General features: G+C 66.4%; 23 protein-coding genes and 1 riboswitch. Of the genes, 8 read left to right on the top strand and 15 right to left on the bottom strand.

Going from position 1 to position 23,002, the window contains the following annotated elements; genetic code table 11:
* Positions 1–122 precede the first annotated feature (122 nt).
* Both ACM9HJ_RS18310 and ACM9HJ_RS18305 read right to left on the bottom strand, forming a co-directional pair.
* Positions 123–1,040 (bottom strand): SRPBCC domain-containing protein, encoded by a 918-nt coding sequence (locus ACM9HJ_RS18310; protein WP_416573202.1) that lies wholly within the window; start codon positions 1,038–1,040, stop codon positions 123–125.
* Positions 1,037–1,393 (bottom strand): ArsR/SmtB family transcription factor, encoded by a 357-nt coding sequence (locus tag ACM9HJ_RS18305; protein ID WP_416573201.1) that lies wholly within the window; start codon positions 1,391–1,393, stop codon positions 1,037–1,039. The genes ACM9HJ_RS18310 and ACM9HJ_RS18305 overlap by 4 nt, the downstream gene beginning before the upstream one ends.
* 122 nt (positions 1,394–1,515) lie before the next feature.
* Here ACM9HJ_RS18305 and ACM9HJ_RS18300 point away from each other — a divergent pair, with 122 nt between their 5' ends.
* Positions 1,516–2,745: an SLC13 family permease gene (locus tag ACM9HJ_RS18300; protein ID WP_416573200.1), complete on the top strand. Its 1,230-nt coding sequence runs from the start codon at positions 1,516–1,518 to the stop codon at positions 2,743–2,745.
* A gap of 74 nt (positions 2,746–2,819) precedes the next feature.
* On the opposite strand, the gene ACM9HJ_RS18295 is transcribed toward ACM9HJ_RS18300, so the two are convergent.
* The 3 genes from ACM9HJ_RS18295 to ACM9HJ_RS18285 all read right to left on the bottom strand — a co-directional run bounded on the left by ACM9HJ_RS18295 (position 2,820) and on the right by ACM9HJ_RS18285 (position 5,291).
* Positions 2,820–4,091: a CobW family GTP-binding protein gene (locus tag ACM9HJ_RS18295; RefSeq protein ID WP_416573199.1), complete on the bottom strand. Its 1,272-nt coding sequence runs from the start codon at positions 4,089–4,091 to the stop codon at positions 2,820–2,822.
* A gap of 84 nt (positions 4,092–4,175) precedes the next feature.
* Positions 4,176–4,673, bottom strand: a complete 498-nt coding sequence (locus ACM9HJ_RS18290; protein ID WP_416573198.1) for a Fur family transcriptional regulator — start codon at positions 4,671–4,673, stop codon at positions 4,176–4,178.
* A gap of 69 nt (positions 4,674–4,742) precedes the next feature.
* Positions 4,743–5,291: a UbiX family flavin prenyltransferase gene (locus ACM9HJ_RS18285; protein ID WP_416573197.1), complete on the bottom strand. Its 549-nt coding sequence runs from the start codon at positions 5,289–5,291 to the stop codon at positions 4,743–4,745.
* A 294-nt stretch (positions 5,292–5,585) separates the two neighbouring features.
* On the opposite strand from ACM9HJ_RS18285, the gene ACM9HJ_RS18280 reads away from it, so the two are divergent.
* On the top strand, positions 5,586–5,753 hold the full coding sequence (locus ACM9HJ_RS18280) for a YdcH family protein (protein ID WP_416573196.1): 168 nt from the start codon (positions 5,586–5,588) through the stop codon (positions 5,751–5,753).
* Positions 5,754–5,821: 68 nt separating this feature from the next.
* Here the strand turns inward: ACM9HJ_RS18280 and thiC are convergent, their stop codons facing one another.
* The 5 genes from thiC to lspA form a co-directional block, all read right to left on the bottom strand.
* A complete protein-coding gene (gene thiC, locus ACM9HJ_RS18275) occupies positions 5,822–7,663 on the bottom strand; it encodes a phosphomethylpyrimidine synthase ThiC (RefSeq protein ID WP_416573195.1) in 1,842 nt (613 codons plus the stop codon).
* Positions 7,664–7,730: 67 nt separating this feature from the next.
* A riboswitch (TPP riboswitch) is annotated at positions 7,731–7,859 on the bottom strand.
* A gap of 150 nt (positions 7,860–8,009) precedes the next feature.
* Positions 8,010–9,557, bottom strand: coding sequence for a 2-polyprenylphenol 6-hydroxylase (ubiB, locus tag ACM9HJ_RS18270; protein WP_416573194.1), 1,548 nt, complete (start codon positions 9,555–9,557; stop codon positions 8,010–8,012).
* A 2-nt stretch (positions 9,558–9,559) separates the two neighbouring features.
* Positions 9,560–10,363 carry a class I SAM-dependent methyltransferase gene (locus ACM9HJ_RS18265; RefSeq protein WP_416573193.1) on the bottom strand — a complete coding sequence of 268 codons (804 nt, stop codon included), beginning with the start codon at positions 10,361–10,363 and terminating at the stop codon, positions 9,560–9,562.
* Positions 10,364–10,546: 183 nt separating this feature from the next.
* Complete coding sequence (locus tag ACM9HJ_RS18260; RefSeq protein WP_416573192.1) at positions 10,547–11,050, bottom strand: DUF3035 domain-containing protein; 504 nt, start codon at positions 11,048–11,050, stop codon at positions 10,547–10,549.
* Positions 11,051–11,136: 86 nt separating this feature from the next.
* Positions 11,137–11,688, bottom strand: coding sequence for a signal peptidase II (gene lspA / locus ACM9HJ_RS18255; protein WP_416573191.1), 552 nt, complete (start codon positions 11,686–11,688; stop codon positions 11,137–11,139).
* Between the two features lie 214 nt (positions 11,689–11,902).
* Here lspA and efp point away from each other — a divergent pair, with 214 nt between their 5' ends.
* Together efp and ACM9HJ_RS18245 are read left to right on the top strand one after the other, a co-directional pair.
* On the top strand, positions 11,903–12,469 hold the full coding sequence (efp, locus tag ACM9HJ_RS18250) for an elongation factor P (RefSeq protein ID WP_416573190.1): 567 nt from the start codon (positions 11,903–11,905) through the stop codon (positions 12,467–12,469).
* Between the two features lie 118 nt (positions 12,470–12,587).
* Positions 12,588–13,421, top strand: a complete 834-nt coding sequence (locus ACM9HJ_RS18245; protein ID WP_416573189.1) for an inositol monophosphatase family protein — start codon at positions 12,588–12,590, stop codon at positions 13,419–13,421.
* Between the two features lie 55 nt (positions 13,422–13,476).
* Here ACM9HJ_RS18245 and glcF read toward each other — a convergent pair whose 3' ends face one another.
* From glcF to ACM9HJ_RS18230, 3 genes are read right to left on the bottom strand one after another with little or no spacing between them, the layout of a single operon-like run.
* The gene (glcF, locus tag ACM9HJ_RS18240) at positions 13,477–14,760 is read right to left on the bottom strand and encodes a glycolate oxidase subunit GlcF (protein WP_416573188.1); all 1,284 of its coding nucleotides are present in this window, start codon (positions 14,758–14,760) and stop codon (positions 13,477–13,479) included.
* Positions 14,760–15,938, bottom strand: a complete 1,179-nt coding sequence (locus ACM9HJ_RS18235; RefSeq protein WP_416573187.1) for an FAD-binding protein — start codon at positions 15,936–15,938, stop codon at positions 14,760–14,762. Before ACM9HJ_RS18235 ends, glcF begins: the two co-directional genes overlap by 1 nt.
* A 17-nt stretch (positions 15,939–15,955) precedes the next feature.
* A complete protein-coding gene (locus tag ACM9HJ_RS18230) occupies positions 15,956–16,618 on the bottom strand; it encodes an alpha/beta hydrolase (RefSeq protein ID WP_416573186.1) in 663 nt (220 codons plus the stop codon).
* A gap of 312 nt (positions 16,619–16,930) precedes the next feature.
* Between ACM9HJ_RS18230 and ACM9HJ_RS18225 the strand changes: the two genes are divergently transcribed.
* Positions 16,931–18,040, top strand: coding sequence for a cysteine desulfurase family protein (locus ACM9HJ_RS18225; protein WP_416573185.1), 1,110 nt, complete (start codon positions 16,931–16,933; stop codon positions 18,038–18,040).
* A 5-nt stretch (positions 18,041–18,045) separates the two neighbouring features.
* Positions 18,046–18,597, top strand: a complete 552-nt coding sequence (locus tag ACM9HJ_RS18220; protein ID WP_416573184.1) for a hypothetical protein — start codon at positions 18,046–18,048, stop codon at positions 18,595–18,597.
* A 56-nt stretch (positions 18,598–18,653) separates the two neighbouring features.
* Here the strand turns inward: ACM9HJ_RS18220 and ggt are convergent, their stop codons facing one another.
* Positions 18,654–20,420: a gamma-glutamyltransferase gene (gene ggt / locus ACM9HJ_RS18215; protein ID WP_416573183.1), complete on the bottom strand. Its 1,767-nt coding sequence runs from the start codon at positions 20,418–20,420 to the stop codon at positions 18,654–18,656.
* 218 nt (positions 20,421–20,638) lie between these two features.
* Positions 20,639–21,262: a cold-shock protein gene (locus ACM9HJ_RS18210; RefSeq protein ID WP_416573182.1), complete on the bottom strand. Its 624-nt coding sequence runs from the start codon at positions 21,260–21,262 to the stop codon at positions 20,639–20,641.
* Positions 21,263–21,735: 473 nt separating this feature from the next.
* Between ACM9HJ_RS18210 and ACM9HJ_RS18205 the strand changes: the two genes are divergently transcribed.
* Together ACM9HJ_RS18205 and ykgO are read left to right on the top strand one after the other, a co-directional pair.
* Positions 21,736–22,677, top strand: a complete 942-nt coding sequence (locus ACM9HJ_RS18205) for an SAM-dependent methyltransferase (RefSeq protein WP_416573181.1) — start codon at positions 21,736–21,738, stop codon at positions 22,675–22,677.
* 138 nt (positions 22,678–22,815) lie between these two features.
* The gene (ykgO, locus tag ACM9HJ_RS18200; RefSeq protein WP_029014073.1) at positions 22,816–22,941 is read left to right on the top strand and encodes a type B 50S ribosomal protein L36; all 126 of its coding nucleotides are present in this window, start codon (positions 22,816–22,818) and stop codon (positions 22,939–22,941) included.
* Positions 22,942–23,002 lie beyond the last annotated feature (61 nt).

Below are 23,002 nucleotides of genomic sequence, written 5' to 3'. Positions count from 1 at the left end.
GGCCCGTAAAAGTCTGGGCCGTGAGGTTTCCAGCAATATCCACCGTCACCCCGGCTTCCGCCGGGGTGACGGTAGAGAGTGGAAAACCCTCTCAGCCCAAACTCACGCAGGGATGCTTTCCCTCACCCCCACCCCTTTGCCGCCTCCACCAGCTGATCGATCGCCGTCGACCAGCCATCATAGAAGCCCATCTCCGCATGGCTGCTCGCCCCGGCCGCGTCCAGGTGCATGGCGCGGGCCGTATAGCGCGTACCGCCCAGATGGTCCTCGAACGTGATGTCGGCGGTAAAGGCCAGGAAGCCCGGCGCCACCGGCCGAAAGCCCGGCGCCATGGTGTTGGTGAAGACCAGCCGCTTGCCCTCCTCCACCAGCAGATAGATGCCGGGATTGTCCGACACCCCGCCATCGGGCCCTTCCATGCGCGTATAGAATTCCCCGCCGGCCCGCAGGTCCATGCGGACCTCCTTGGTCGCCCAAGGGCGCGGGCACCACCATTGCTTCAGATGCTCCGGGCTGGTCCAGGCCTTCCACACCAGGGCGCGCGGCACGTCCAGAATGCGCGTGATCCCCAGGTCGCGGTCGGCGAACAGCACCCGCTGCTCCAGCCTGGCCAGGGTCTGGTTGCCGCCGGCTTCCGCCCCCATCTTGCGCTTTTCGGCCAGATCCTCGGCACTTTGCAGGATCATGGTCAGCGTCACCTGGGTCTTGTCCGTTCCCACCTCCTCCAGCCGGATGGAGGCATTGAACAGGCAATGGTCGGGATCGTCGCCGCCATGCTCGTACTCCAGCAAGGCCGGCGCCTGCACGGTGCGATAGCGGATCCAGTTCTCGAAATCCTGGCCCCATCCATGCATCGTGTAGCGCCAGGTGCCCCCCACCCGCACATCCATCTCATGCACGGTGGTGGAGAACCCGTCCGGTCCCCAGAAGAACGGCACATGCCGTGGATCGGTCAGCACCTTCCACACCATCGGGCGCGGGGCGTTCAAGGTACGGGTGATCACCATGCTGCGATCGGCGGGCGGCGGGGTATGGATCATGGCTTCTGTTCCTCCTCATTCTTCAAGATCTGCAAATAGGCATCCAGCCGGTCGAAGCGGGCCTCCCATACGGCGCGCTGCCGGGCGATCCATTCGCTGGCGGCGTCCATGGCGTGCGGCTCCAACCGGCAAGTCCGCACCCGCCCCACCTTCTCCGTCCGGATCAGGCCGCAACCTTCCAGCATCCGCAGATGCTGCATCAGGCTGGGCAGAGCCATGGAGAACGGCCGGGCCAGCTCCCCGACACTGGCCGGCCCCTCCGCCAGCCGCTCCAGCACTGCGCGGCGCGACGGATCGGCCAGGGCCAGGAACATGCGGTCGAGATCGGGTGGGGGGGCGTGAATATTAGGCATAAGCCTAAGTATCAGGGTGGCAGGGTGGTGACAAGTGGATAGTTTGGCAAAAGCCTAACTATTGCATCGGCATAAACCGCGTTGTACGCCATCAGAGAATACCCACCTGCTGGTCCGCCCCCATGACCCTCCTGATCCTCACCATCTTCGTGCTGGTCTATCTGGGCATGGCCGTGGGCCGGTTCCCCGGATTGCAGATCGACCGCACCGGCATCGCCCTGCTGGGCGCCGTCATCCTGGCCCTGGCCGGTGCCATGCCGGGCGATGCGCTGGCCGGCGCCATCGATTACCCGACCCTGTTCATCCTGCTGGGCCTGATGATCCTGTCGGCACAGTTCGAACTAGCGGGATTCTATGGCTGGTGCGCGGTACGCCTGGCCCAGGCCGCCTACAGCCCCACCGCCCTGCTGGGTCTGGTCGTGGTGGTGGGCGGGGCCTTGTCGGCGGTGCTGGCCAATGACGTGGTGGTCTTCGCCATGACGCCCCTGCTCTGTGCCGGGCTGGTGGCACGCGGATTGGATGCGCGGCCCTATCTGATCGCGCTCGCCGGGTCTGCCAACGCCGGATCGGCGTCCACCATCATCGGCAACCCACAGAACATCCTGATCGGGCAGCTGGGCGGGCTGGAATTCTGGCCCTTCCTGGCCGCCTGCCTGGTCCCGGCCCTGCTGGGCATGGGGTGCGTCTTCGCCACCGTCGCCATCGTCTGGCGCGGCCGCCTGGAAATCCCTGACGCTCCGCCTTTGCCGCTCGCCCCGCCCGACCTGGATCTCTGGCACCTGAAGAAGGCCCTGTTCGCCACGGCTGCCCTGTTGATCTTCTTCGCCACCCCGCTGCCGCAGGAGGAAGGGGTGCTGGCCGTGGCCGCCGCCATGCTGGTCAGCCGCCGCTTCGCCAGCCGGCGCATGCTGGGGCTTGTCGATTGGCACCTGCTGGTGCTGTTCGCCGCCCTGTTCGTGGTGACGGCCGCACTCGCCCGTACCGGCCTGCCGGGCGAAATGGTCACCGCCCTGGCCAGCAGCGGCTGGCCCATCGACCGGCTGTCGGTGCTGGCCCCCCTGTCGCTAGCCGCCAGCAACAGTATCGGCAATGTGCCGGCCGTGCTGCTGCTGATGCAGGTCTGGCCCAACCCGTCGGAAGGCGCACTTTATGCCTTGGCCGTGCTGTCCACGCTGTCGGGCAATCTGCTGCTGCTGGGTAGCCTCGCCAACCTGATCGTCGTCGAACGCGCCGCCGCCAGTGGCGTCACCCTGGGCTTTGCCGAGCATGCGAAGTGCGGTGTGCCGATGACGCTGGCCTCACTGGTCCTGGCCATCGGATGGCTGTGGGCGATGGGTTATGTGGGATGGTGACGCCTGTCTCTATCGTCATCCCCTACCCCGTCGTCCCGGCGTTCGCCGGGATGACGGAAAGAGAGGTGACGAAATTACGCCGCGTTCACGCCCACCACACTGTCGAACAGCTCCTGCACCGTCTCGCGCTTCAAATCCTTGACGATGAACACGATGCGGGTGCTGTGGTCGGCCGTCGGCCAGGCGTCCAGCTGGACCGGCGGGTGGAACAGGTGCTGGACGCCATGGATGACGATGGGGCGCTCGGCCTCCTCGACATTCAGCAGGCCCTTCACGCGCAGGATATTGTCGCCCTGCGCCTTGGCCACCGTCTCGAAGAAGGTGACCAGCCCGTCCCAGGGCAGCGGCTTGTCCGACCGGATCACGAAGGACGAGATCTTGTCGTTATGGCGGTTCACGTCATGGTGATGGTGGCCATGCCCATGCGCGTGATCATGGCCATGGTCATGATCGCAGTGCCCATGATCATGGTCGCAATGGGCGTGGTCGTGATCATGCCCATGATCGTGCCCGTGGGCGTCATCATGGTGGTGATGGTCATGCCCGTGGTCGTGCGCATGATGCTCGTGCCCGTGATCATGATGGCAATGACCATGGTCATGGTCGCAATGGGCATGGTCGTGATCATGGTGATGATCGTGCCCACCCTCATACGCCTCGGCCTTCAGCCAGCGCTGCACGTCCAGCGACTTGGTGTTGGGGTTGTACAGGCCGGCATCGAACAGCAGCACCGGCAGCCCCTCATCCTTCTGCGCATCCACATGGGTGGCACCGGGATTCAGGTCATGCAGGCGGCGGCGCAGCGCATCCACCGTGGCGCCATCGGCGATGTCGGTCTTGGTGAGCACCACGCGGTCGGCCACGGCCGCCTGCTTCAAACTCTCTTCATGCTCGTCCAGCTGGCCCATGCCATGGACGCTGTCGATGGTAGTGACCACCCCGTCCAGACGGAAGCGCGACGCGATCAGCGGATCGGTCATCAGCGTGTGCAGGATGGGTGCGGGATCGGCCAGACCGGTGGTCTCGATCACCACCCGGTCGAACTCCGGAATGTCGCCGCGCATGCGCTTCATGTACAGGTCGCGCAGGGTCTCGGCCAGGTCGGACCGGATGGTGCAGCATAGGCAGCCGCTATCCATCAGCACCATGTTCTCGTCCGACTGCTCGACCAGCAGATGGTCCAGCCCGACCTCACCGAATTCATTGATGACGACGGCGGTGCGCACCATGGCCGGGTCGCGGATCAGGCGCGACAGCAGCGTGGTCTTGCCGCTGCCCAGAAACCCGGTCAGGACGGAGATGGGCAGGCGGGGCGGCGGGCTGGGCGGGGTCTGTTGCGTGGACAAGGCAGGATTCCTAAGGCGTGGAATGGTGGGGCCGGGTCTCCCGGCATGCATGGGGCAACATGTGGGGCGGCAATGCCCCCCTCGTCAATGGTCGCGGCAATCGGGGCAGATGCCCGTTACCTCCACCGTCTGGCGCTGAACGGTGAAGCCCTGGGCCGCCGCACTCTCGGCGATGGTCGCGGCGATGGACGGGTCGGTCAGTTCCTGGGCATTGCCGCAGCAGGAGCAGACCAGGAACTGGCCCGTATGGAGGGTGCCCGGATCGGGGCAGCCGACAAAGGCGTTCTGGCTTTCGATGCGGTGGATCAGCCCCTGTTCCAGCAGGAAATCCAGCGCGCGATAGACGGTCAGGGGCGCCACCCGCTTCCCGTCGGCCGACAGGTCTTCCAGGATGGCATAGGCGCCGCGCGGCTTGTGGCTGGACCAGACCAGCTCCAGCACGCGGGCCCGCTGCGCCGTCAACCGCACGCCGCGTTCGGCGCACAGCGCATCGGCGCGGCCCAGCGCATCCTTGACGCAGGCGCCATGGTCGTGGCGCACCGCATGGTCATGGGAATGGTCGTGATGGTGATGGGCGGACATCGGGGCCGGGCCTTCGGGGAACGACAGCGCCAATGTAGGGATGCGGGCGGGGAAAGGAAAGCGGCCCCGTCACTCGCCCCAGCGCCGCACCAGCCCGGTATCGATGTCGAACAGGTCCAGCACCCGGCCGATACTATGGTCGACCATGTCGTCCAGGCTCTGCGGCATGGCGTAGAAGGCGGGGACCGGCGGATAGACCACGGCCCCCATCTCCGTCACCGCCGCCATGCTGCGGATATGGCCCAGATGCAGCGGCGTCTCGCGCAGCATCAGCACCAGCCGGCGTCGCTCCTTCAGCACCACGTCGGCGGCGCGGGTCAGCAGCGTGCTGGTGACCCCCGTCGCGATCTCCGACATCGACCGCACCGAACAGGGTGCGACGATCATGCCCATGGTGCGGAAGCTGCCGGACGCGATGGCCGCACCGATATCGGCAGGGGCATAGACCGTATGGGCTATCGCCTTTATATCGGCGGGCTTCAGCCCCGACTCGTGCGCACAGGTCACCTCTGCAGACCTGCTCATTACGAGGTGGGATTCGATGCCAAGCCGGCGTAACGTTTCCAGCAGGCGTATGCCGTAAACAACGCCCGATGCCCCGCTGATCCCGACGATCATCCGTCGGGGCGGTGGTACCAAAGGGTGCTGGTCAGGACCGGATGAACCGGCCGGCTGTGGGAGGTGATCTGCCATGGAGGTGATGTAACGCCCCCGATGGTTTTCGTCCAGGGTGGTAGTCCGCCCCTCGAAAAACCCGTTCGACCTATCCATATGCGTAGCACGGGCGTGACGATTCCATGTCAGGATCGTGACCCCGTGGTTAACGGATTTAAGGAAGGCCCCAGCCGCGTTTCAGGTACCAACAACCTAGACTGGTCAGTTGTTCCATCGCAGAATCGAAGGAGAGGCCGTATGTTGTTCCCCGAGCGTGTTGAATCCCTGCGTAGCAAGCACGAGACCCTGGATCGGGAGGTGCGGATGGAATCTCGCCGTCCCCTGCCGGACACAACGACCCTGACCCGCCTGAAAATGGAAAAATTGCGCGTGAAGGAGGAGATGGATCGTCTGGCCCGCGCCTGACGGCATCTCCGGCCTGATCGGCCTTGGGAAAGGCCCCCGTCCGCACGCCGGACGGGGGCTTTTTCGTCTCAGTGATGATCTTCCGGGATCGGCTTGTCCGACAGGTAAACCTGCCCACCGGCCTCCTTGAACTGGGCCGACATCGCAGCCATCCCCTCCTGGGCGGCGGCATAATCCCGCACTTCCTGCGTGATCTTCATGGAGCAGAATTTCGGGCCGCACATGGAGCAGAAATGGGCCAGCTTCGCCCCTTCCGCTGGCAGGGTCTGGTCGTGGTATTTCTCCGCCGTCTCCGGGTCCAAAGACAGGTTGAACTGGTCCCGCCAGCGGAACTCGAACCGCGCCCGGCTTAGGGCGTCGTCCCGCTCCTGTGCCCCCGGATGGCCCTTGGCCAGATCGGCGGCATGGGCGGCCAGCTTGTAGGTGATGACCCCGACCTTCACATCGTCGCGGTCGGGCAGGCCCAGATGTTCCTTGGGCGTGACATAGCAGAGCATGGAAGTGCCGAACCAGCCGATCATGGCCGCACCGATGCCGCTGGTGATGTGGTCGTACCCCGGCGCGATGTCGGTGGTCAGCGGCCCCAGCGTATAGAAGGGGGCCTCGCCGCAGACCTTCAGCTGCTTGTCCATGTTGGCCTTGATCTTGTGCATGGGCACATGGCCCGGCCCCTCGATCATCACCTGCACGTCATGCTTCCAGGCGATCTGGGTCAGCTCGCCCAGCGTGTCCAGCTCCGCGAACTGCGCGGCGTCATTGGCATCGGCGATGCTGCCGGGCCGCAATCCGTCACCCAGCGAGAAGGCGATGTCATACGCCTTCATGATCTCGCAGATCTCCTCGAAATGGGTGTAGAGGAAATTCTCCTTGTGATGGGCCAGGCACCATTTGGCCATGATGGAGCCGCCACGGCTGACGATACCCGTCACGCGCTTGGCGGTCAGCGGGATATGGGCCAGGCGTACGCCGGCATGGATGGTGAAATAATCCACCCCCTGCTCCGCCTGCTCGATCAGCGTGTCGCGGAACAGCTCCCAGGTCAGGTCCTCGGCCTTGCCATTGACCTTCTCCAGCGCCTGATAGATCGGTACGGTGCCGATGGGCACGGGGCTGTTGCGGATGATCCATTCGCGGATCGTGTGGATATTGCGGCCGGTGGACAGGTCCATCACCGTATCCGCACCCCAGCGGATGGCCCAGACCAGCTTGTCCACCTCGTCGGCGACCGAGGAGGTGACGGCCGAATTGCCGATATTGGCGTTGATCTTCACCAGGAAGTTCCGGCCGATGATCATCGGCTCCGTCTCCGGGTGGTTGATATTGTTGGGGATGATGGCCCGGCCGCGCGCGATCTCCTCCCGCACGAATTCCGGGGTCACGTAATCGGGAATGCTGGCCCCGAAATCCTCTCCATCCCGGACCGCCTGCTCCGCCATCCGCTTACGGCCCAGATTCTCGCGGATGGCGACATACTCCATCTCCGCGGTGATGATGCCCTGGCGGGCATAATGCAGCTGGCTGACATTGGCCCCCGGCCGGGCCCGCAGCGGCCGGCGGCCGGCACGGTCGAACAGCGGCACGGGGCTCTCCTGCCCCTCGCGCAGCCCATTATCCTCCGGCTTCACCTCGCGGCCCTCATAGGCCTCGACATCGTTGCGCCCCACCACCCAGAAGCGGCGCAACTCGGGCAGGCCCAGGCGGATATCGGTGCGCACGGCGGGGTCGGTATAGGGGCCGGACGGATCATAGACCCGCACCGGCGCCTCGTTGGCGCTGGGTGAAAGGTCGATCTCGCGCATGGCCACGCGGATGCCGGGGAATTGCTCCCCGGCCACATGGATCTTGCGGCTGGCCGGCAGCGGGCCGGTGGTGACCCGGAATTCGGGATCGGTAATGTTGGTATCTGGCATCTGGACCTCCCTTGATATGGAGATCCGGGCATGCGCACGGGGTGCGGCGGCACGAGCGGGGCAGATCAGGCCCCTATGCTTCCATCCCTACGCCGGTACGACCCGGATCAGGTTCGAAGGGTTCCCGCGCCGGTGCCGCCTGCTGGCGGTCCATGCGGTGTCTCAGCCCCTTGCCGGGGTTCCCCTTGGACGGGAGGGAAGGTGCGTGTGAAGGGGGTGGCGTGTCAAGCCGGATGGTTCGCCAGGACGGCCTACAGCCGTCCTGGCGGCGACCGCCGCCGCGCCGCTCGTGCGGCGTAAGCCAAGCCCACGGATGTGGGCGCCGGCGATTGAGGAATACGAAAAACTAAAGAAGGGCGGCCATCAGACCGGCCGCCGCCAGCAGCAGCCCAGCCCAGCCCAGCCGGCGCCAGCGGCGGCCTTCCCGCTCGCGCGATGCGGCCAGAACCGCCACCGACTCGGGATGTAGGCGCATGCCGCCGCCTTCGACCAGCACGTTGGCCGCATGCTCCAGGTCGCGGACCAGAGTGGGCAACCGCCGCGCGATGCCGGCGACATTGGTCAGCAGGTCGGCGACGCGCGCCTCCGGCCCCCTATTCTCGATCATCCAGCTGGTGATCAGGGGTCGGGCCAGTTCCCACATGTTCACATGCGGGTTCAGGACGCGGCCCATGCCTTCCGCCGTCAGCATGCTTTTCTGCAGCAGCAGCAGCTGGGGCTGCGTCTCCATCTGGAACTTCTCGGTGACGGCGAACATCTGGGCCAGCAACCGGCCAACCGAGATGTCGGACAGGGGGCGTCCATGCAGCGGTTCGCCGATGGAGCGGACAGCCTGCTTGAACAGTTCCTGGTCCTGGCTGGCCGGCACGAAGCCGGCATCGAAATGCACCTTGGCCACCAGGTCATAATCGCGGTTCAGGAAGCCGATCAGCATGTCGGCCAGATAGAGCCGCGTCTGCCGGTCGATCCGGCCCATGATGCCGAAATCGACCGCGATCAGCCTTCCTTGCTCTGTCACGAACATGTTGCCGGGATGCATGTCCGCATGGAAGAAGCCGTCGCGGAACACTTGGTTGAAGAAGGCGTCCGCCGCATGGGCCAGCAGCCGATCCGCCTGCAGCCCGGCCGCCCTGATCTCTTCCACCCGGTCGATGGAAAAGCCGATGACGCGCTCCTGGGTCATCACCCGCCGGGCCGTGCGGTCCCAGTCGATGGCGGGCACGCCGAACGTTTGGTCGCCCTTGAAATTCTCCGCCAGTTCGGACGCGGCCGCCGCCTCCATCCTGAGATCCATCTCCAGCGCCACGGTGCGGGCGAAGGTCTCCACCACCGCCACCGGCTTCAGCCGGCGCAGCTTGGGCTGCACCCGCACGGCCCAGCCGGCCAGCCACAGCAGCAGGTCGATATCCCGCTGGAACGCCGCCTCGATCCCCGGCCGCAGCACCTTCACCGCGACAAGGCGGCCATCATGGGTCTCGGCGAAATGCACTTGGGCGATGCTGGCCGCCGCCACGGCATTGTCGTCGAAGCGGGCGTAAAGCTCGGCGATGGTCCGGGCCAGTTCCGCCTCGATGATGGCGCGGGCATCGGCGCCGGGAAAGGCCGGCAACCGGTCGCGCAGTTCGGCCAGATCCTCGGCCACCTGATCGCCCACCAGATCGGCGCGGATGGACAGAACCTGACCCAGCTTGATGAAGCTGGGTCCCAGCGCTTGAAGGGCGGCCGCCAGACGCTGGCCCGGACGGCCCGGCACTTTGCTGCGGTTCAGGCAGCCCATGACCAGGGCCAGGAACGGGCTGGCGTCACGGAACAGCTCGACCGGCAGGGCACCATGGCGGCCCAGGGTGCGGCCGATGCCGGCCAGGCGCAGCAGATTGCGGGTGGCGCGCAGCATGCCTAGACGCGCCAGCCGGAATGGATGCAGGCGATGCCGCCCGACAGGTTGCGCGCCTTGGCCCCGGTGAAGCCCGCCGCCTCGATCCGGGCGCACAAAGCCTGCTGCTCGGGGAAGCGGCGGATGCTTTCCACCAGATACTGGTAGCTGGAACGATCGCCGGCCACCATGCCGCCCAGCCGGGGCAGCAGGTGGAAGGAATAGCTGTCATAGATCTCCCGCACGACGGGGATCACCACATGGCTGAATTCCAGGCAGAAGAAGCGTCCGCCGGGCTTCAGCACGCGCCGCGCCTCGGCCAGCGCCTTGTCGATGCGCGTGACGTTGCGCAGGCCGAAGGCGATCGTATAGGCGTCCATGGACCGGGACGGGAACGGCAGATCCTCGGCATTACCGACCGTCCAGTCGATACCGGTCAGCACGCCGTCATCGATGCCGCGGTCACGCCCCACCCGCACCATGGACAGGGTCAGGTCGCAGACGGTGACATTGGCGCCGGGTGCGCGCTTCTTCAGACGGAAGGCGATGTCGCCCGTGCCGCCGGCCACATCCAGCAGCGCCTCACCCTCGCGCGGGCGGACCAGATCGACGAAGGCATCCTTCCACAGCCGGTGGATGCCCATCGACATCAGGTCGTTCATCAGGTCGTACTTGCCGGCCACGCTGCCGAACACGCCCTGGACCAGGGGCGCCTTCTCCGTCGGGTCGATCTCCCGGAAGCCGAAGAAACGCCCCTCCTCCCCGGCGGGGGGACGCGGGGGAATGCCCTGAGGGGCGGCGGTCGGGGTCTGGCGTGCGTCGGTCATGGCCGGAACATAGGCCGGACGGGGACGGTTGGGAAGCGGGTGCGATGCCTTGTCCCAACATGCGTGCCCCCGAAATGACGAAGCCCCGCCGGTAAGGGCAGGGCTTCGATCAACACAGAGGCGATGTCCTTGGACATCGCAGGCCGGCGACTGCCGGCCCGGCGCCTGAGGGAACTCAAAAACTTACTTCCCGCTCTCGCGCGTCGTGGACAGCGTGCCGCCGGGCGGGGGCAGAACTTCCGGGTTCTGCTCGTCCTTCCAGAACATCAGCTTGTCCAGGAAGCCGGGCGTGCCGACGACGACGCCGGGATTCTCCCGGTCGACGATGGCGCGGATGTCGGGGCTGGCCTGATCGGCGCCGGCCTGGGCCAGCAGGGCGCCTTCGCCGTTGGACTGCTGCGGGCTGGTGCGCGGGTCGATCAGGGCGCCGCTGCCGGCAGCACTGGCGCCGAACACGCTGGACTGCGAGCGGGTGTCACGCTCCATCTCCTGCGGGCGCGGACTGCCGGGCTGCGGCGGGCGCAGCGAGAAGTCGGGCGGCACTTCCAGCGGCGCGCGGGCCACGACCATGAACTCATCCGGCGCATCATGGCCGCCGAACAGGCCGCAGCCCGACAGCAGGCCGCCCATGGCGATAATGGTGATGGCCGGCACGGCCGCCTTGCGCACTTGCTTCAACACACCCATGGTCCGATCCGTACCCTTTGAACGAGGAGCAGAGTCTCAATACCGCGATTCAGTGTTCAAACGACCTCGTTCGAACCGACCGCACTCTAGCGCCGCTCCGCCCCGGAGAACAGCCCGTCGATCAACAACAGGCACACTCCGACGACGATGCAGCAATCCGCCACGTTGAATGCCGGCCAGTGCCAGCCCGCGACATGAAAGTCAAGGAAATCGGCGACGGCCCCGAAACGGAACCGGTCGATGACATTGCCGACGGCGCCCCCCACGACCATGCCGGTGGCCAACGCCACCAGCCCCTTGTCATTGTGACGGCCCCACCAGAGCAGCCCGGCGCAGATGATCACGGCCAGCAGGCTGAGGGCCAGGGGCATCAGGTCATGCTCGCTGTAGAACATCGAGAAACTGACCCCGAAGTTCCAGGCCACCACCATGTTGAAGAAGCCCGTGACCTCGATGAAGGGCGAATTCACCGCGCAGCCGGGACCCGGCGGCCCCGACAGGCAGGGCAGCAGGCTGGTCAACACCCATTGCTTGCTCACCTGGTCCAGGACCAGGGCAAACAGGGCGACGATGCCCGTCACCATGCGCAGCTTCTTCACCATGGCCACCGGAGCGGCCCCCTCACCCACAACCATCATCCATCCGCGTCTTCGGCCCGATCAACGCTGCCTTATAACCCAAACACGGCCAAATGGCGGCAAATGGTCGGGCTTCATGCTAAAATTCCGTCACGCGGCCCTTGCACGGCCCGCCGGTTGCCTATGCGGCGGGCGGGGACACGGGGCATTTGCCTCAGACCGGGCAACCTGTTAGGTTCCGCGCCGCTCGATTCCTGAAAGTTTGAGAAGCGTCATGAAGGTCAATGCGAACACCATGCGCAAGGGTCATATCCTTGAGCATAACGGCCGTCTCTATGTCATCACCGGCACCCAGATCGTGCAGCCCGGCAAGGGCGGCGCCTTCATCCAGCTGGAAATGAAGGACGTGAAGTCGGGCAACAAGAATATCGAGCGCTTCCGCACCGGCGAAGCGGTCGAGCGTGCCCGTCTGGACGATCATGAGATGACGTTCCTGTTCGCTGAAGATGACAATTTCACCTTCATGGACAAGGAGACCTTCGAACAGGTCACCATCTCCGGCGACATCATCGGCGACGGCAAGATCTTCCTGCAGGACGGCATGGAAGTCGTCGTGCAGTCCTTCGAAGGCTCGCCCCTGTCGGTCGAACTGCCGCAGTCCGTGGTCCTGATGATCACCGAGGCTGATCCGGTGGTGAAGGGCCAGACGGCCTCTTCCTCCTACAAGCCGGCCGTTCTGGAAAATGGCGCCCGCGTCCTGGTTCCGCCGCACATCGAGGCCGGCACCAAGATCGTCGTCAATATCGAGACCGGCGAGTATATGGAGCGGTACAAGGACTGATCTGTCCCTGACCTTCCCGCTTTCGAGCGCCCGCGCGGATCGACACGCGCGGGCGTTTCGCTTTTAAATAGGCGGGCTTCGATCCCGCGGTTTCTTCGTCATTGTGGAGTGTTCAACCATGGCAGCCCGTTCGGCCATCCTGAACGTCATGACCCGTGCGGCCGAGAAGGCCGGCAAGGCCATCCTGCGCGATTTCGGCGAGGTCGAGCATTTGCAGGTGTCCCGCAAGGGCCCGTCGGACTTCGTCTCCGCCGCCGACCAGAAGGCCGAGCGTATCGTGCGCGAGGAACTGTCCAAGGCCCGCCCCGATTTCGGCTTCCTGATGGAAGAATCGGGTGAGATCAAAGGCAAGGACGCCTCCCACCGCTTCATCGTCGATCCGCTGGACGGCACCACCAATTTCCTGCACGGCTTGCCGCATTGGGCCGTTTCCATCGCGCTGGAGCGCGAGGGCGAGATCATCGCCGGCGTCATCTACGAACCCGTGCATGACGAGATGTTCTGGGCGGAAAAGGGTGCGGGCGCCTTCCTGAACCATACCCGCCTGCGCGTTTCCTCCCGCCGCGCGCTGGCCGACAGCCTGATCGCCACCGGCATCCCCTTCAAGGGCCATGGCAACGCGCCGGTGTTCCTGCAGCAGCTGGAGGCCCTGATGGGCCAGGTGGCGGGCACGCGCCGCTGGGGTGCGGCATCGCTGGATCTGGCCTATACGGCGGCCGGCCGCTTCGACGGTTTCTTCGAAGCCGACCTGAAGCCCTGGGACATGGCCGCCGGCCTGCTGCTGGTCACCGAAGCCGGCGGCTTCGTCAGCGAGATCGGCCCCGGCAAGTCGCCGCTGGCCAGCGGTTCCATCCTGGCCGCCAACGCCAACCTGCATTCCCATCTGGCCATGGTCCTGCGCAATGCCGGCAAGCCCAAGGTGGCCTCCCCGGCGGAAAAGCCCAAGGCGTAAGGTTTGGACCTGAATGTCGAAGAAGGCCGCATGGTGCTGAACCGCGCGGCCTTTTTCATGTCAGCCCGTCGGGCGTCGGCCCACCCGTGGCCCAGTCCAGAAGCTGCACCGTATGCACGATGGGTAAAGGCGTGCCCGACCCGATCTGGGTCATGCAGCCGATATTGCCGGCGGCGATGATATCGGGCCGGGTGCTCTCGATCGCCGCCACCTTGGCATCGCGCAACTGCCCGGCCATCTCCGGCTGCAGTAGATTATAGGTGCCGGCCGATCCGCAGCACAGATGCCCGTCCGGCACGTCCAGCAATGTGAAGCCCGCCGCCCGCAGCAGATCGCGCGGCGGTTCCTTCACCTTCTGCCCATGCTGAAGCGAGCAGGCGGCATGATAGGCCACGCGCAGCGGCCGGGGCGCCTGGGTCCCCGCCGGCAGGCCCAGCATGGACAGCACCTCCGTCACGTCGCGCGCCAGGGCCGACACCTTGGCCGCCGGGGCCGCCATGTCCGCATCTTCGCGGAACATGTAGCCGTAATCCTTCACGGTGGTGCCGCAACCGCTGGCCGTGACGATGATGGCGTCCAGCCCCGCCCCTTCCAATTCCGCCATCCAGGCTTGGATATTGGCCGTCGCGAATCCGTGCCCGTCATGGCCCATATGATGGGTCAGCGCTCCGCAGCAGCCCACGCCCTTGGCCACCACCACCTCGGCCCCCAGCCGGTTCAGCAGGCGGATCGCCGCCGCGTTGATGGCGGGGTCGAGTGCCGGCTGCACGCAACCGGGCAGCAGGGCCACGCGCATCCGCCGCTGCCCCTGCGCCGGAAATGTCGCCGGTCCCTCCTGCGCACTGCGCGGATGCACGCGGTCGGGCGCCAGGTCCAGCATGGCCCGCAGGTCGGGCGGCAACAGGGCGCGGAAGGGCCTTGCCGCCTTCGCCAGCCCCATCGCCGCCCGGAACCGCCCCGCATGCGGCAGCATCAGGCGCAGGGCCAACCGCTTCAGCTGTACCTTCACAGGCCGCTTGCCCGTACGTTCGATATGGGCGCGGGCATGGTCGACCAGATGCATGTAATGCACGCCCGACGGGCAGGTGGTCATACAGGACAGGCACGACAGGCAGCGATCGATATGGTGGGTCTCTACCTCTCCCGCCGGCCGGCCCTTCTCCAGCATGTCCTTGATCAGATAGATGCGGCCCCGTGGGCTGTCGCGCTCATCCCCCGTCAGACGATAGGTGGGGCAGGTCGCCGTGCAGAAGCCGCAATGCACGCACGTGCGCAGGATCTTCTCCGCCTCTGCCGTGCCACTGTCGGCCAGTTGCGTCAGGGTAAAATGGGTCTGCATCAGCCCCCCATGATCCCGGGATTGAGGATGCCGGCCGGATCGAACTGAGCCCGCACCCGTTGCGACAGAGCCGCCACCGCCGCCGGCTGCGGATGGAAGACGGGGATCACCGCTTTCACCGCATCGGGTGCCCGCATCAGCGTGGCATGTCCATCGCCGCCCACCGCCGCCCGCACCACGCCAGCCCAGGCATCCGCCATACCACCCGGCACGCCCACCCAGACCAGCCCTCCACCCCAATCCAGCCAGCCCAGCGCCCGCGGGATCGCCGCCCTGACGGAAGCCAGCACCCCCATCCCCGCCATCGGCGGCACAGACAGGCGCCAGACATCCAGGTCGGGCCGCTCCGCCAGCGGCGTGGCATCGCGCAGACAGGCCCAGAGTGCCGCCGATTCGTCCCCGTCCAGCACCGCCATGGCCGCCCGCCCGCCCAGCAGGCTTTCCAGAGCCGACAGCCGCTCCGCCACCGACACGGCCACCCCCTCCAGCCGCAGCAGCACGCAGGGCGTACGGTCGGGCAGCAACCCATCCAGCGGCAGGTATGACGGGGTCCAGGCCGCCGCCCCCACCTCCGCCGCCGATCCCAGCGCATCGGCCAGGGCCCGGCTCGCGTCCTCCCCCTCGATCCCCGCCAGGACCAGGGTCTTGGAGACAGGCGGCGCCGGCAGCACCTTCAGCACGATCTCCGTCATGATGCCCAGCGTGCCATGGGCGCCGGTCAGCAGCTTGGGCAGGTCGAAGCCGGTGACATTCTTCACCACCTTGCCGCCCGACCGGAACAGCCGCCCGTCGCCCGACAGGGCCGTCATGCCCAGCACATGATCCCGCACCGCACCCGCCCGCACCCGCGCTGGCCCCGACAGGCCCGTGGCCACGGTGCCGCCGACGGTGCCGCCGCCAGCGGGCCGGCCATAGAGCGGCCCCAGGTCCGGCGGCTCGAACGCCAGTGCCTGCCCTTTGGTGGCCAGTAGAACCTGTGCCTCGACCAGGGGCAGGCCGGGTTCGGCCACCAGGATCAGTTCGGAGGGATCGTAGGAGATGACGCGCGACAGGGGGGCCAGCGACAGCGGTGCCCCCGTGACGGCATGGCCCAGGCCGGGCTTGCTGCCGCCCGCCGTCAGGCGCAAGGGCTGCCCGGCGCGCACGGCGTCGATGAGGGGGGCGAGCGTGCTATCCACCACTCTACCCACCGCTCTTAAACCGCGTTCGGCCCCATCGGCTTGGTCAGGGCCACATCCAGATAGTCGTCAACGATCTTGCCCAGGTCATCGGCCTTCTCGTTGAAGAAATGGTTGGCCCCTTCCAGACGGCGATAGTCGATCTTGATGTCCTTTTGCGAGGACAGTTTGTTGACCAGACGGGTCACCGACGCCTCGGGCACGATCTCGTCCCGGTCGCCATGCACGATCAGGCCAGAGGCCGGGCACGGGGCCAGGAAGCTGAAATCGAACATGTTGGCCGGCGGGGCGATGGACAGGAACCCGTCCAGTTCCGGCCGGCGCATCAGCAGCTGCATGCCGATCCAGGCGCCAAAGCTGAACCCGCCGATCCAGCAGGCCGACGCGTTGGGATTGTAGGTCTGCAACCAGTCCAGCGCGCTGGCCGCATCGGACAGTTCGCCCTCACCCCGGTCATAGGTGCCCTGACTGCGGCCCACCCCGCGGAAATTGAAGCGCAGCGAGGAGAAGCCCCGCTTGGTGAAGGCGTGGAACAGCGTATAGACGATGCGGTTATTCATCGTCCCGCCATGCTGCGGATGCGGATGCAGCAGCAGGGCAATGGGCGCGTTCGGCACTTTGCTGTGGGAGTAGCGACCTTCCAGACGGCCGGCGGGGCCGTTCATGATCACGTCAGGCATGGATTCACCGGTCCCGATCAGACATGCGTGGGGCGAGCGTCAACAGGCGGGCGGCAGCGACGATAAAACGACCCAGGGCCGGGCGGCCATGGGCGGGGGGCGATTCTTGACCGTCCATCCCTGTCATTCTATAGGACTGCCTCAGGCGTTGTGGGCCGTCGGACCGCACCCGGAACGGGCACGCCCCGCCGTCCACGGGACTGTCCCGTCGCGTTAACCGCGATGGGACGGGGGCGGACTATATCACAGCGCCCATATTCGTATTCAAGCCTCTTCGCAGGGAAATTCAAGCCTTTGGCGGAAAAGCAGCCCATGCGCACCCCACTTTACCTCGACTGGAACGCCACTTCCCCCCTGCGGGCACCGGCGCGCGACGCCATGGTGAACGCCCTGGATGTACTGGGCAACCCGTCCTCCATCCATGGTTTCGGCCGCAAGGCCCGCCGTCTGGTGGAGGATGCCCGCGAGCAGGTGGCCGCCTTGGCCGGCTCAACCGCCGCCCAGGTCACCTTCACCGGCGGCGGGACGGAGGCCAACAACCAGGCGCTTTCCCTGGCTGCTCACCATGGCCGCCGCCTGCTGCTGGGTGCCACGGAGCACCCGTCGGTGCTGGAATGCATCGGGCCGGGGGCCGGGATCATCCCGGTCGGCCATGACGGGTGGATCGACCTGACGGCCTTGGAAAGCCTTCTGGCGGAAGGCCCCGCCCTGGTCAGCGTGCAAGCGGTGAACAGCGAGACGGGGATCATCCAGCCACTGGCGGAGATCGCAGCGCTGGTCCACCGGCATGGCGGTTGGCTGCATAGCGACGCGGTGCAGGCGGTGGGGCGCATTCCCTTCGACATGGCGGCACTCGGCCTCGACCTCGTCACCCTGTCGGCGCACAAGCTCGGCGGACCACAGGGTGTGGGTGCCCTGCTGGCCGCCCCCTCGGTGCCGCTGGCCCCGCTGCTGCGTGGCGGCGGGCAGGAGCGGCGGATGCGGGCGGGAACAGAGAATGTCGCCGGCATCGCCGGATTCGGGGCCGCATCCCAGGCGGCCAAGCAAGGGTTGGAAGGTTATGCCACCATCGCCAATCTGCGTGACCGGCTGGAGGCAGCGGTACGACAGGCCGCCCCGCATGTGCGGATCATCGGCGCCGACGCCCAGCGCGTGGCCAATACCAGCTGCCTCGCCCTGCCCGGCATCGGTGCCAACAGCCAGTTGATGGCCTTCGATCTGGCCGGCATCGCCGTCAGCGCCGGATCGGCCTGTTCATCGGGCAAGGTCAAGGCTTCGCCCGTCCTGACCGCCATGGGGTATGGGGAGGATGTGGCGGGATCGGCGATCCGCGTCAGCCTGGGTTGGGACAGTGCCGAGGCCGATATCGACCGGTTCCTGGCCTGCTATCTGCCGCTCGCCGCCCGCGCCGTGAAGGAATGATGTCCATGGAAACCACCCTGCCCTGCTGGCATTGCGCCGGTGCCGTTTCCCCCCGCGCCCTGTTCTGCCATGGCTGCGGGTCGATCCAGCCGCCGGGGGATGTCGATCCCTTCACCCGCCTGGGTCTGGGAGCATCGTTCGAGCTGGATCTGGCCGCCATCGACCGGCAGTTGGCCGGATTCGCCCGCATCCTGGCGCCCGCCCGGTTCCAGGCCAAGGGGGAGAGGGCGGTGGAACTGGCCCAGGCCCACCGCACAGCGCAGGAAAAGGCGGCCGCCACCCTGCGCGATCCGGCGGCCCGCGCCCGTGCCCTGCTGGAACTGGCGGAAGCCGCCCCGGCACGCCCCACCAATGGCGGACAATGGGAGATCGCCATCGCCGCCGCACCCGTCACCACCCACGCCCGCGCGGTGAAGGGCGTGAAAGATGAGATGGCGGCGGAACTGCGCCTGCTGCTGGACGCGTTCCGTCTGGGTGACCTGACCCTGGCCGCCACGCGCCTGTCGCGGGTGGAAGCCATGGCCGTGGCTGTCGAGGCTGCACGGAAACTGGGATGATTTTTGGGTTGCCGTGCGATTCACGGTCCAAACGGAACGGTTTGAACCGATCGCACTCAATCCCCCATCGCCACCCCGTCGCGGCGGGGATCGGCGCCGCCCTGGATGCCGGTGGGCGTGATGCGGATGGCGTGGATGCCGCTGTTCACCGCGTCGCGCTTCACCTCATGCCCCATGGCGGCCAAGGCGCTGGCCAGCCCGTCGGCGGCGGGGCTGGATTCGATCTGGGTGGCGCCGTTGCGGTTCAACAGGATGGGCAGGCTGACGGCGGCCTGTGGGTCCAGGTCCCAGTCCAGCATGGCCACCAGGGCTTCGGCCACATAGCCGATGATGGCGGTGCCGCCGGGGGAGCCAACGGCCAGCACGGGGCGACCGTCCTTGTCGAACACCACGGTGGGCGCCATGGAGGAACGCGGGCGCTTGCCCGGTGCTGGGGCGTTGGCCACCAGCTTGCCATCCTTGGTCGGCACGAAGGTGAAATCGGTCATCTGGTTGTTCAGGACGAATCCACCGGCGATCAGGCCGGAGCCGAAGGCGAATTCCACCGAACTGGTCATCGACACCATCCGCCCGTCATCATCGACGATGGAGAAATGGGTGGTCGAGGGCACATCCGGCCCGTCGGCGGCGGGGAACAAGGCACCCGTGCGGAAGGGCGGCTCGCCCGGTGGTACCGGGCCGGTGGCGGCGCGGGCCGGATCGATACCGGCGGCACGGGATGCGATATAGCCGCCATCGATCAGGCCACGGGTCGGCACCGCCACCTTGTCCGGATCGCCGACATGCGCCTCCCGGTCGGCATGGGCGCGGCGGCTGGCCTCCATCAGCAGATGCCAAGCCTTGGGATCATCCTTGCCCATGGCGCGCAGGTCATACTGGGACAGCATGCCCAGGATCTGGAGGATCGCCACGCCGCCGGCCGAGGGCGGGGCCATGCCGCAAACCTTCCAGACGCGATAGGGCACGCAGATGCCGTCACGCTCCACGGCCCGGTAATTCGCCATATCCTCCAGGGTCAGCACCGGCGTGCCGCTATCACCCGCCGCTTGGCTCAACCGGGTGACAATGGCCTTGGCGATGGGGCCACGATAAAAGGCGTCGGGACCGGCAGCCGCCAGCAGGCGCAGGCTGACCGCCTGTTCCGGCATGGGTACGCGTTCTCCCAAGGCCGGCGGCCCGGCACCGTCGCGGTAATAGACATGGTTCATGTCCGCCGACTTGCCCAGCATGCGGCGCCAGTCGGTCAGCACCCCCACCATGCGCGGCCAGGCGGGTACCCCGGCATCAGCCAGATCGATGGCGGGTTTGAACAGCCCGGCCCAGGGCAGCTTGCCATGGGCGGCATGGGCCTGGGCCAGCATGGCCACCACGCCCGGTACGCCCACGGCGCGGCCCTGGGGCAAGGTGTCCAGGAAACCCATGGGCTTGCCGTCGGCACCGATGAACAGGTTGGGCGTCACGGCGGCGCCCGCCACCTCCCGCCCGTCATAGGTGGTCAGTTTGCCGCCCGGTTCGGCCAGCAGCATGAAGGCGCCGCCCGCCATGCCGGACGATTGCGGTTCCGCCAGCCCCAGCACCGCCTGCACCGCCACTGCGGCGTCCACGGCATTGCCGCCCTGGCGCAGCACATCCAGCCCCGCCTGCACGGCCAGCGGATTGGCGGCCACCACCATGTGGCGCCGCGCGGTGACCAGTTGCTTGGCCTTGGCCGCCGATGCAGGTTCCGGTGCCTGCTGGGCCGGAACGGCGGGAACTGCCAGACACAGGGTCAGCAGACCCGCGGCAAGGCGGCGGGAAATCGTTGGGATATGGGGGGATCGCATTGCCTGTCCGGGGCCTCATGTTTTTCACATGGTCGCCCGGTGGAATAGAAGATGGCAAGGCTTGATTGGCAGGACAGCCCCAGAAGCCCCTGCAATCGGCGAATCGCCAGAAACATTGACGCAGAAAAAAGAAAGGCGACGCCGCCCGTTGGGGCAACGTCGCCAAACTTTCAACCACGTGACGCAAGAGCAGCGTCAGGACAAACGCGGATCAGAGATCAGAGGATCTCGACGCGGTTGGCCTGCGGGCCCTTCTGACCCATGCTGGTCTGCAGACGCACGCGCTGCTCCGGGGTCAGCGCACGGACGCCCGAACGCTCCAGGGCGGTGATGTGGACGAACACGTCCTTGCCACCGCCATCGGGGGTCACGAAGCCAAAGCCCTTGTCGGCGCTGAAGAACTTGACCACGCCCTCGATCGTCTCCGTCGGGCCGTTGTCGAAGCTGCGCGCAACGCGCGGGGCGCGGGGGGCGTCACCATAGCGGTCGCCACCGAAGCGGTCCCCACCGCCGAAGCGGTCGCCGCCGCCACCAAAGCGGTCACCACCGCCCGGGCCACCCGGGCCACGGCGGGCCGGCTGAGCCGTCGAGGTGTCGACGCTGTGGATCGAAGCAACCTGCGGACCCTTCTGACCCTGCGACAGATCGCAGACGATGGTCGTGCCATCGGCCAGGGCGTCATGACCGACGGCCTGAACGACCGAGGCATGCAGGAAGGCATCGGGCGACCCGTCGGACAGGGTCACGAAGCCGAAGCCCTTCGTGGGGTTGTACCATTTGACCGTGGCGGTGACGCTGCGGCGGGTGATCTGCGGGCTCTGCGGAGAACGGCGCTCGTACATGTGGTCTCGAACTCGACTGTCATAGTGTAGGGAACTTCACCGGTGGGACCGGCTGCAAGGACAGTACCCGGTTCTGCGCCACGCGGAAAGCATATCCGCGAGGTGCCGGTCCAGCAGCCATCCCAACATGACCCTACACTGGATATTGGCGGGATGCACTATCAAAGCCGTGGATTGTTACCAAATGATAGCAGGGCTGAGGGCCCGCCCACGCACGCAACGCATGGCGCGAAGGGGGCAAATACCCCGTCACAACGCGGCATTTCTCCATGTTTGGAATGGAGAATACCAGGGCTGGTGGCTGACCTTGCTATGGGCAGCTATTAGGGCCGCATTATTCAGGATGCATATTCCGTGCGAGATGTCTCATGCAAGACTGTTTCCCCTGAAACGCATAAGAGGTAATCTCCACGACGTCGCAACATGGACAGCGCCTTATCGATCGCATGGCCGCTACCCGCAGCACCGATGACGTGTCCGCCCCCCCTCCGACGCTCAAGGATCGATTCCTGGCGTGGTGGGAAGGTATCGACGTCCAACGCCGCGCCGGCGAAGCCGGCGAGGATGCGTATGCGTCCCATGCAGGCGTCGGTGGTGGTGGTAGCGCCCAGGGCGACGCCAAGCACCTGAACCGCCGCGGCAAGCCGCTCTGGACCGCTACCCGGATCGAGGTGGTGGAGAAAATCTGGGGTCCCGGCTTCTCGTCACCCGGCGGGGACGAGTTCATTCCCACCATCGTGAAGCCCCTGGGCCTGAACCCGGCGATGAGCGTGCTGGATATCGGCGCCGGGCTGGGCGGGGCCACCCGCGCCATGGCCAAGCAATACGGCACCTGGGTGACGGGGGTGGAGGGCAATCCCGTGCTGGCTGAGGCCGGGATGTTCCGGTCGCAGAAGTCGGGTCTGGCCCGGCAATCGCCGATCCTGTCCACGGATTTGGAGAATTTCGCCTGGAGCAAGCGGGTGGATGCCATCTTCTCCAAGGAGACCTTCTATAATATCCGCAACAAGGACCGGTTGATCGACGGTATCGAGGCGGTGCTGAAGCCCAAGGGCCAGCTGCTGTTCACCGATTACGTGATCGATCCCGGCCATGCCCGCGGCCGCGATTTCGACGGCTGGATCCATGCAGAGCCGGTGGAGCCCTCGCCCTGGACGGTGGAGCAATATGTGGGCGCGCTGGCCCAGCGCAACCTGGATATCCGCATCACCGAGGATAATACCGACAACCACCGCGCCCTGATCCTGAACGCCATCCAGGAACTGGTGAAGCATCTGGAAACGGTCAGCATGGATCACGACACCAAGCTGGCCGTGGTGGAGGAGGTGGAGATGTGGGCACGACGGGTCGCAGCCCTGTCATCGGGCCTGCGTTACTACCGATTCTATGCCCTGAAGCCCGCTGAGTTGAGCTGATTAGGCTTCAGAATCGGGCTTTCAGCGGCGCGGGTGGGGGTTGCATGGCGGAAAAGCGCCTGTCCGGTTGACAGGGGGGCAACCCGCGACTATGTTCCGCGCCTCGCAAAGAACGCCTCCAGCGCCAGAGTGCTTATCATGAAGATCGTGAATTCGCTGAAGTCGATGAAGACCCGCCACAAGGCTTGCCGCGTCATCCGCCGCAAGGGCCGTGTCTACGTCATCAACAAGCTGAACCCGCGTTTCAAGGCCCGCCAGGGCTGAGTTACCGGTAAGGTTTGGCCGGGGCGGTTTCGTCCCGGCAGGCAGGAACCGCGCCTCTGGG

It is taken from the genome of Niveispirillum sp. KHB5.9, from assembly GCF_048066115.1.
Classification (GTDB): Bacteria; Pseudomonadota; Alphaproteobacteria; order Azospirillales; family Azospirillaceae; genus Niveispirillum.
This window is presented reverse-complemented; position numbering and strand designations above follow the sequence as displayed.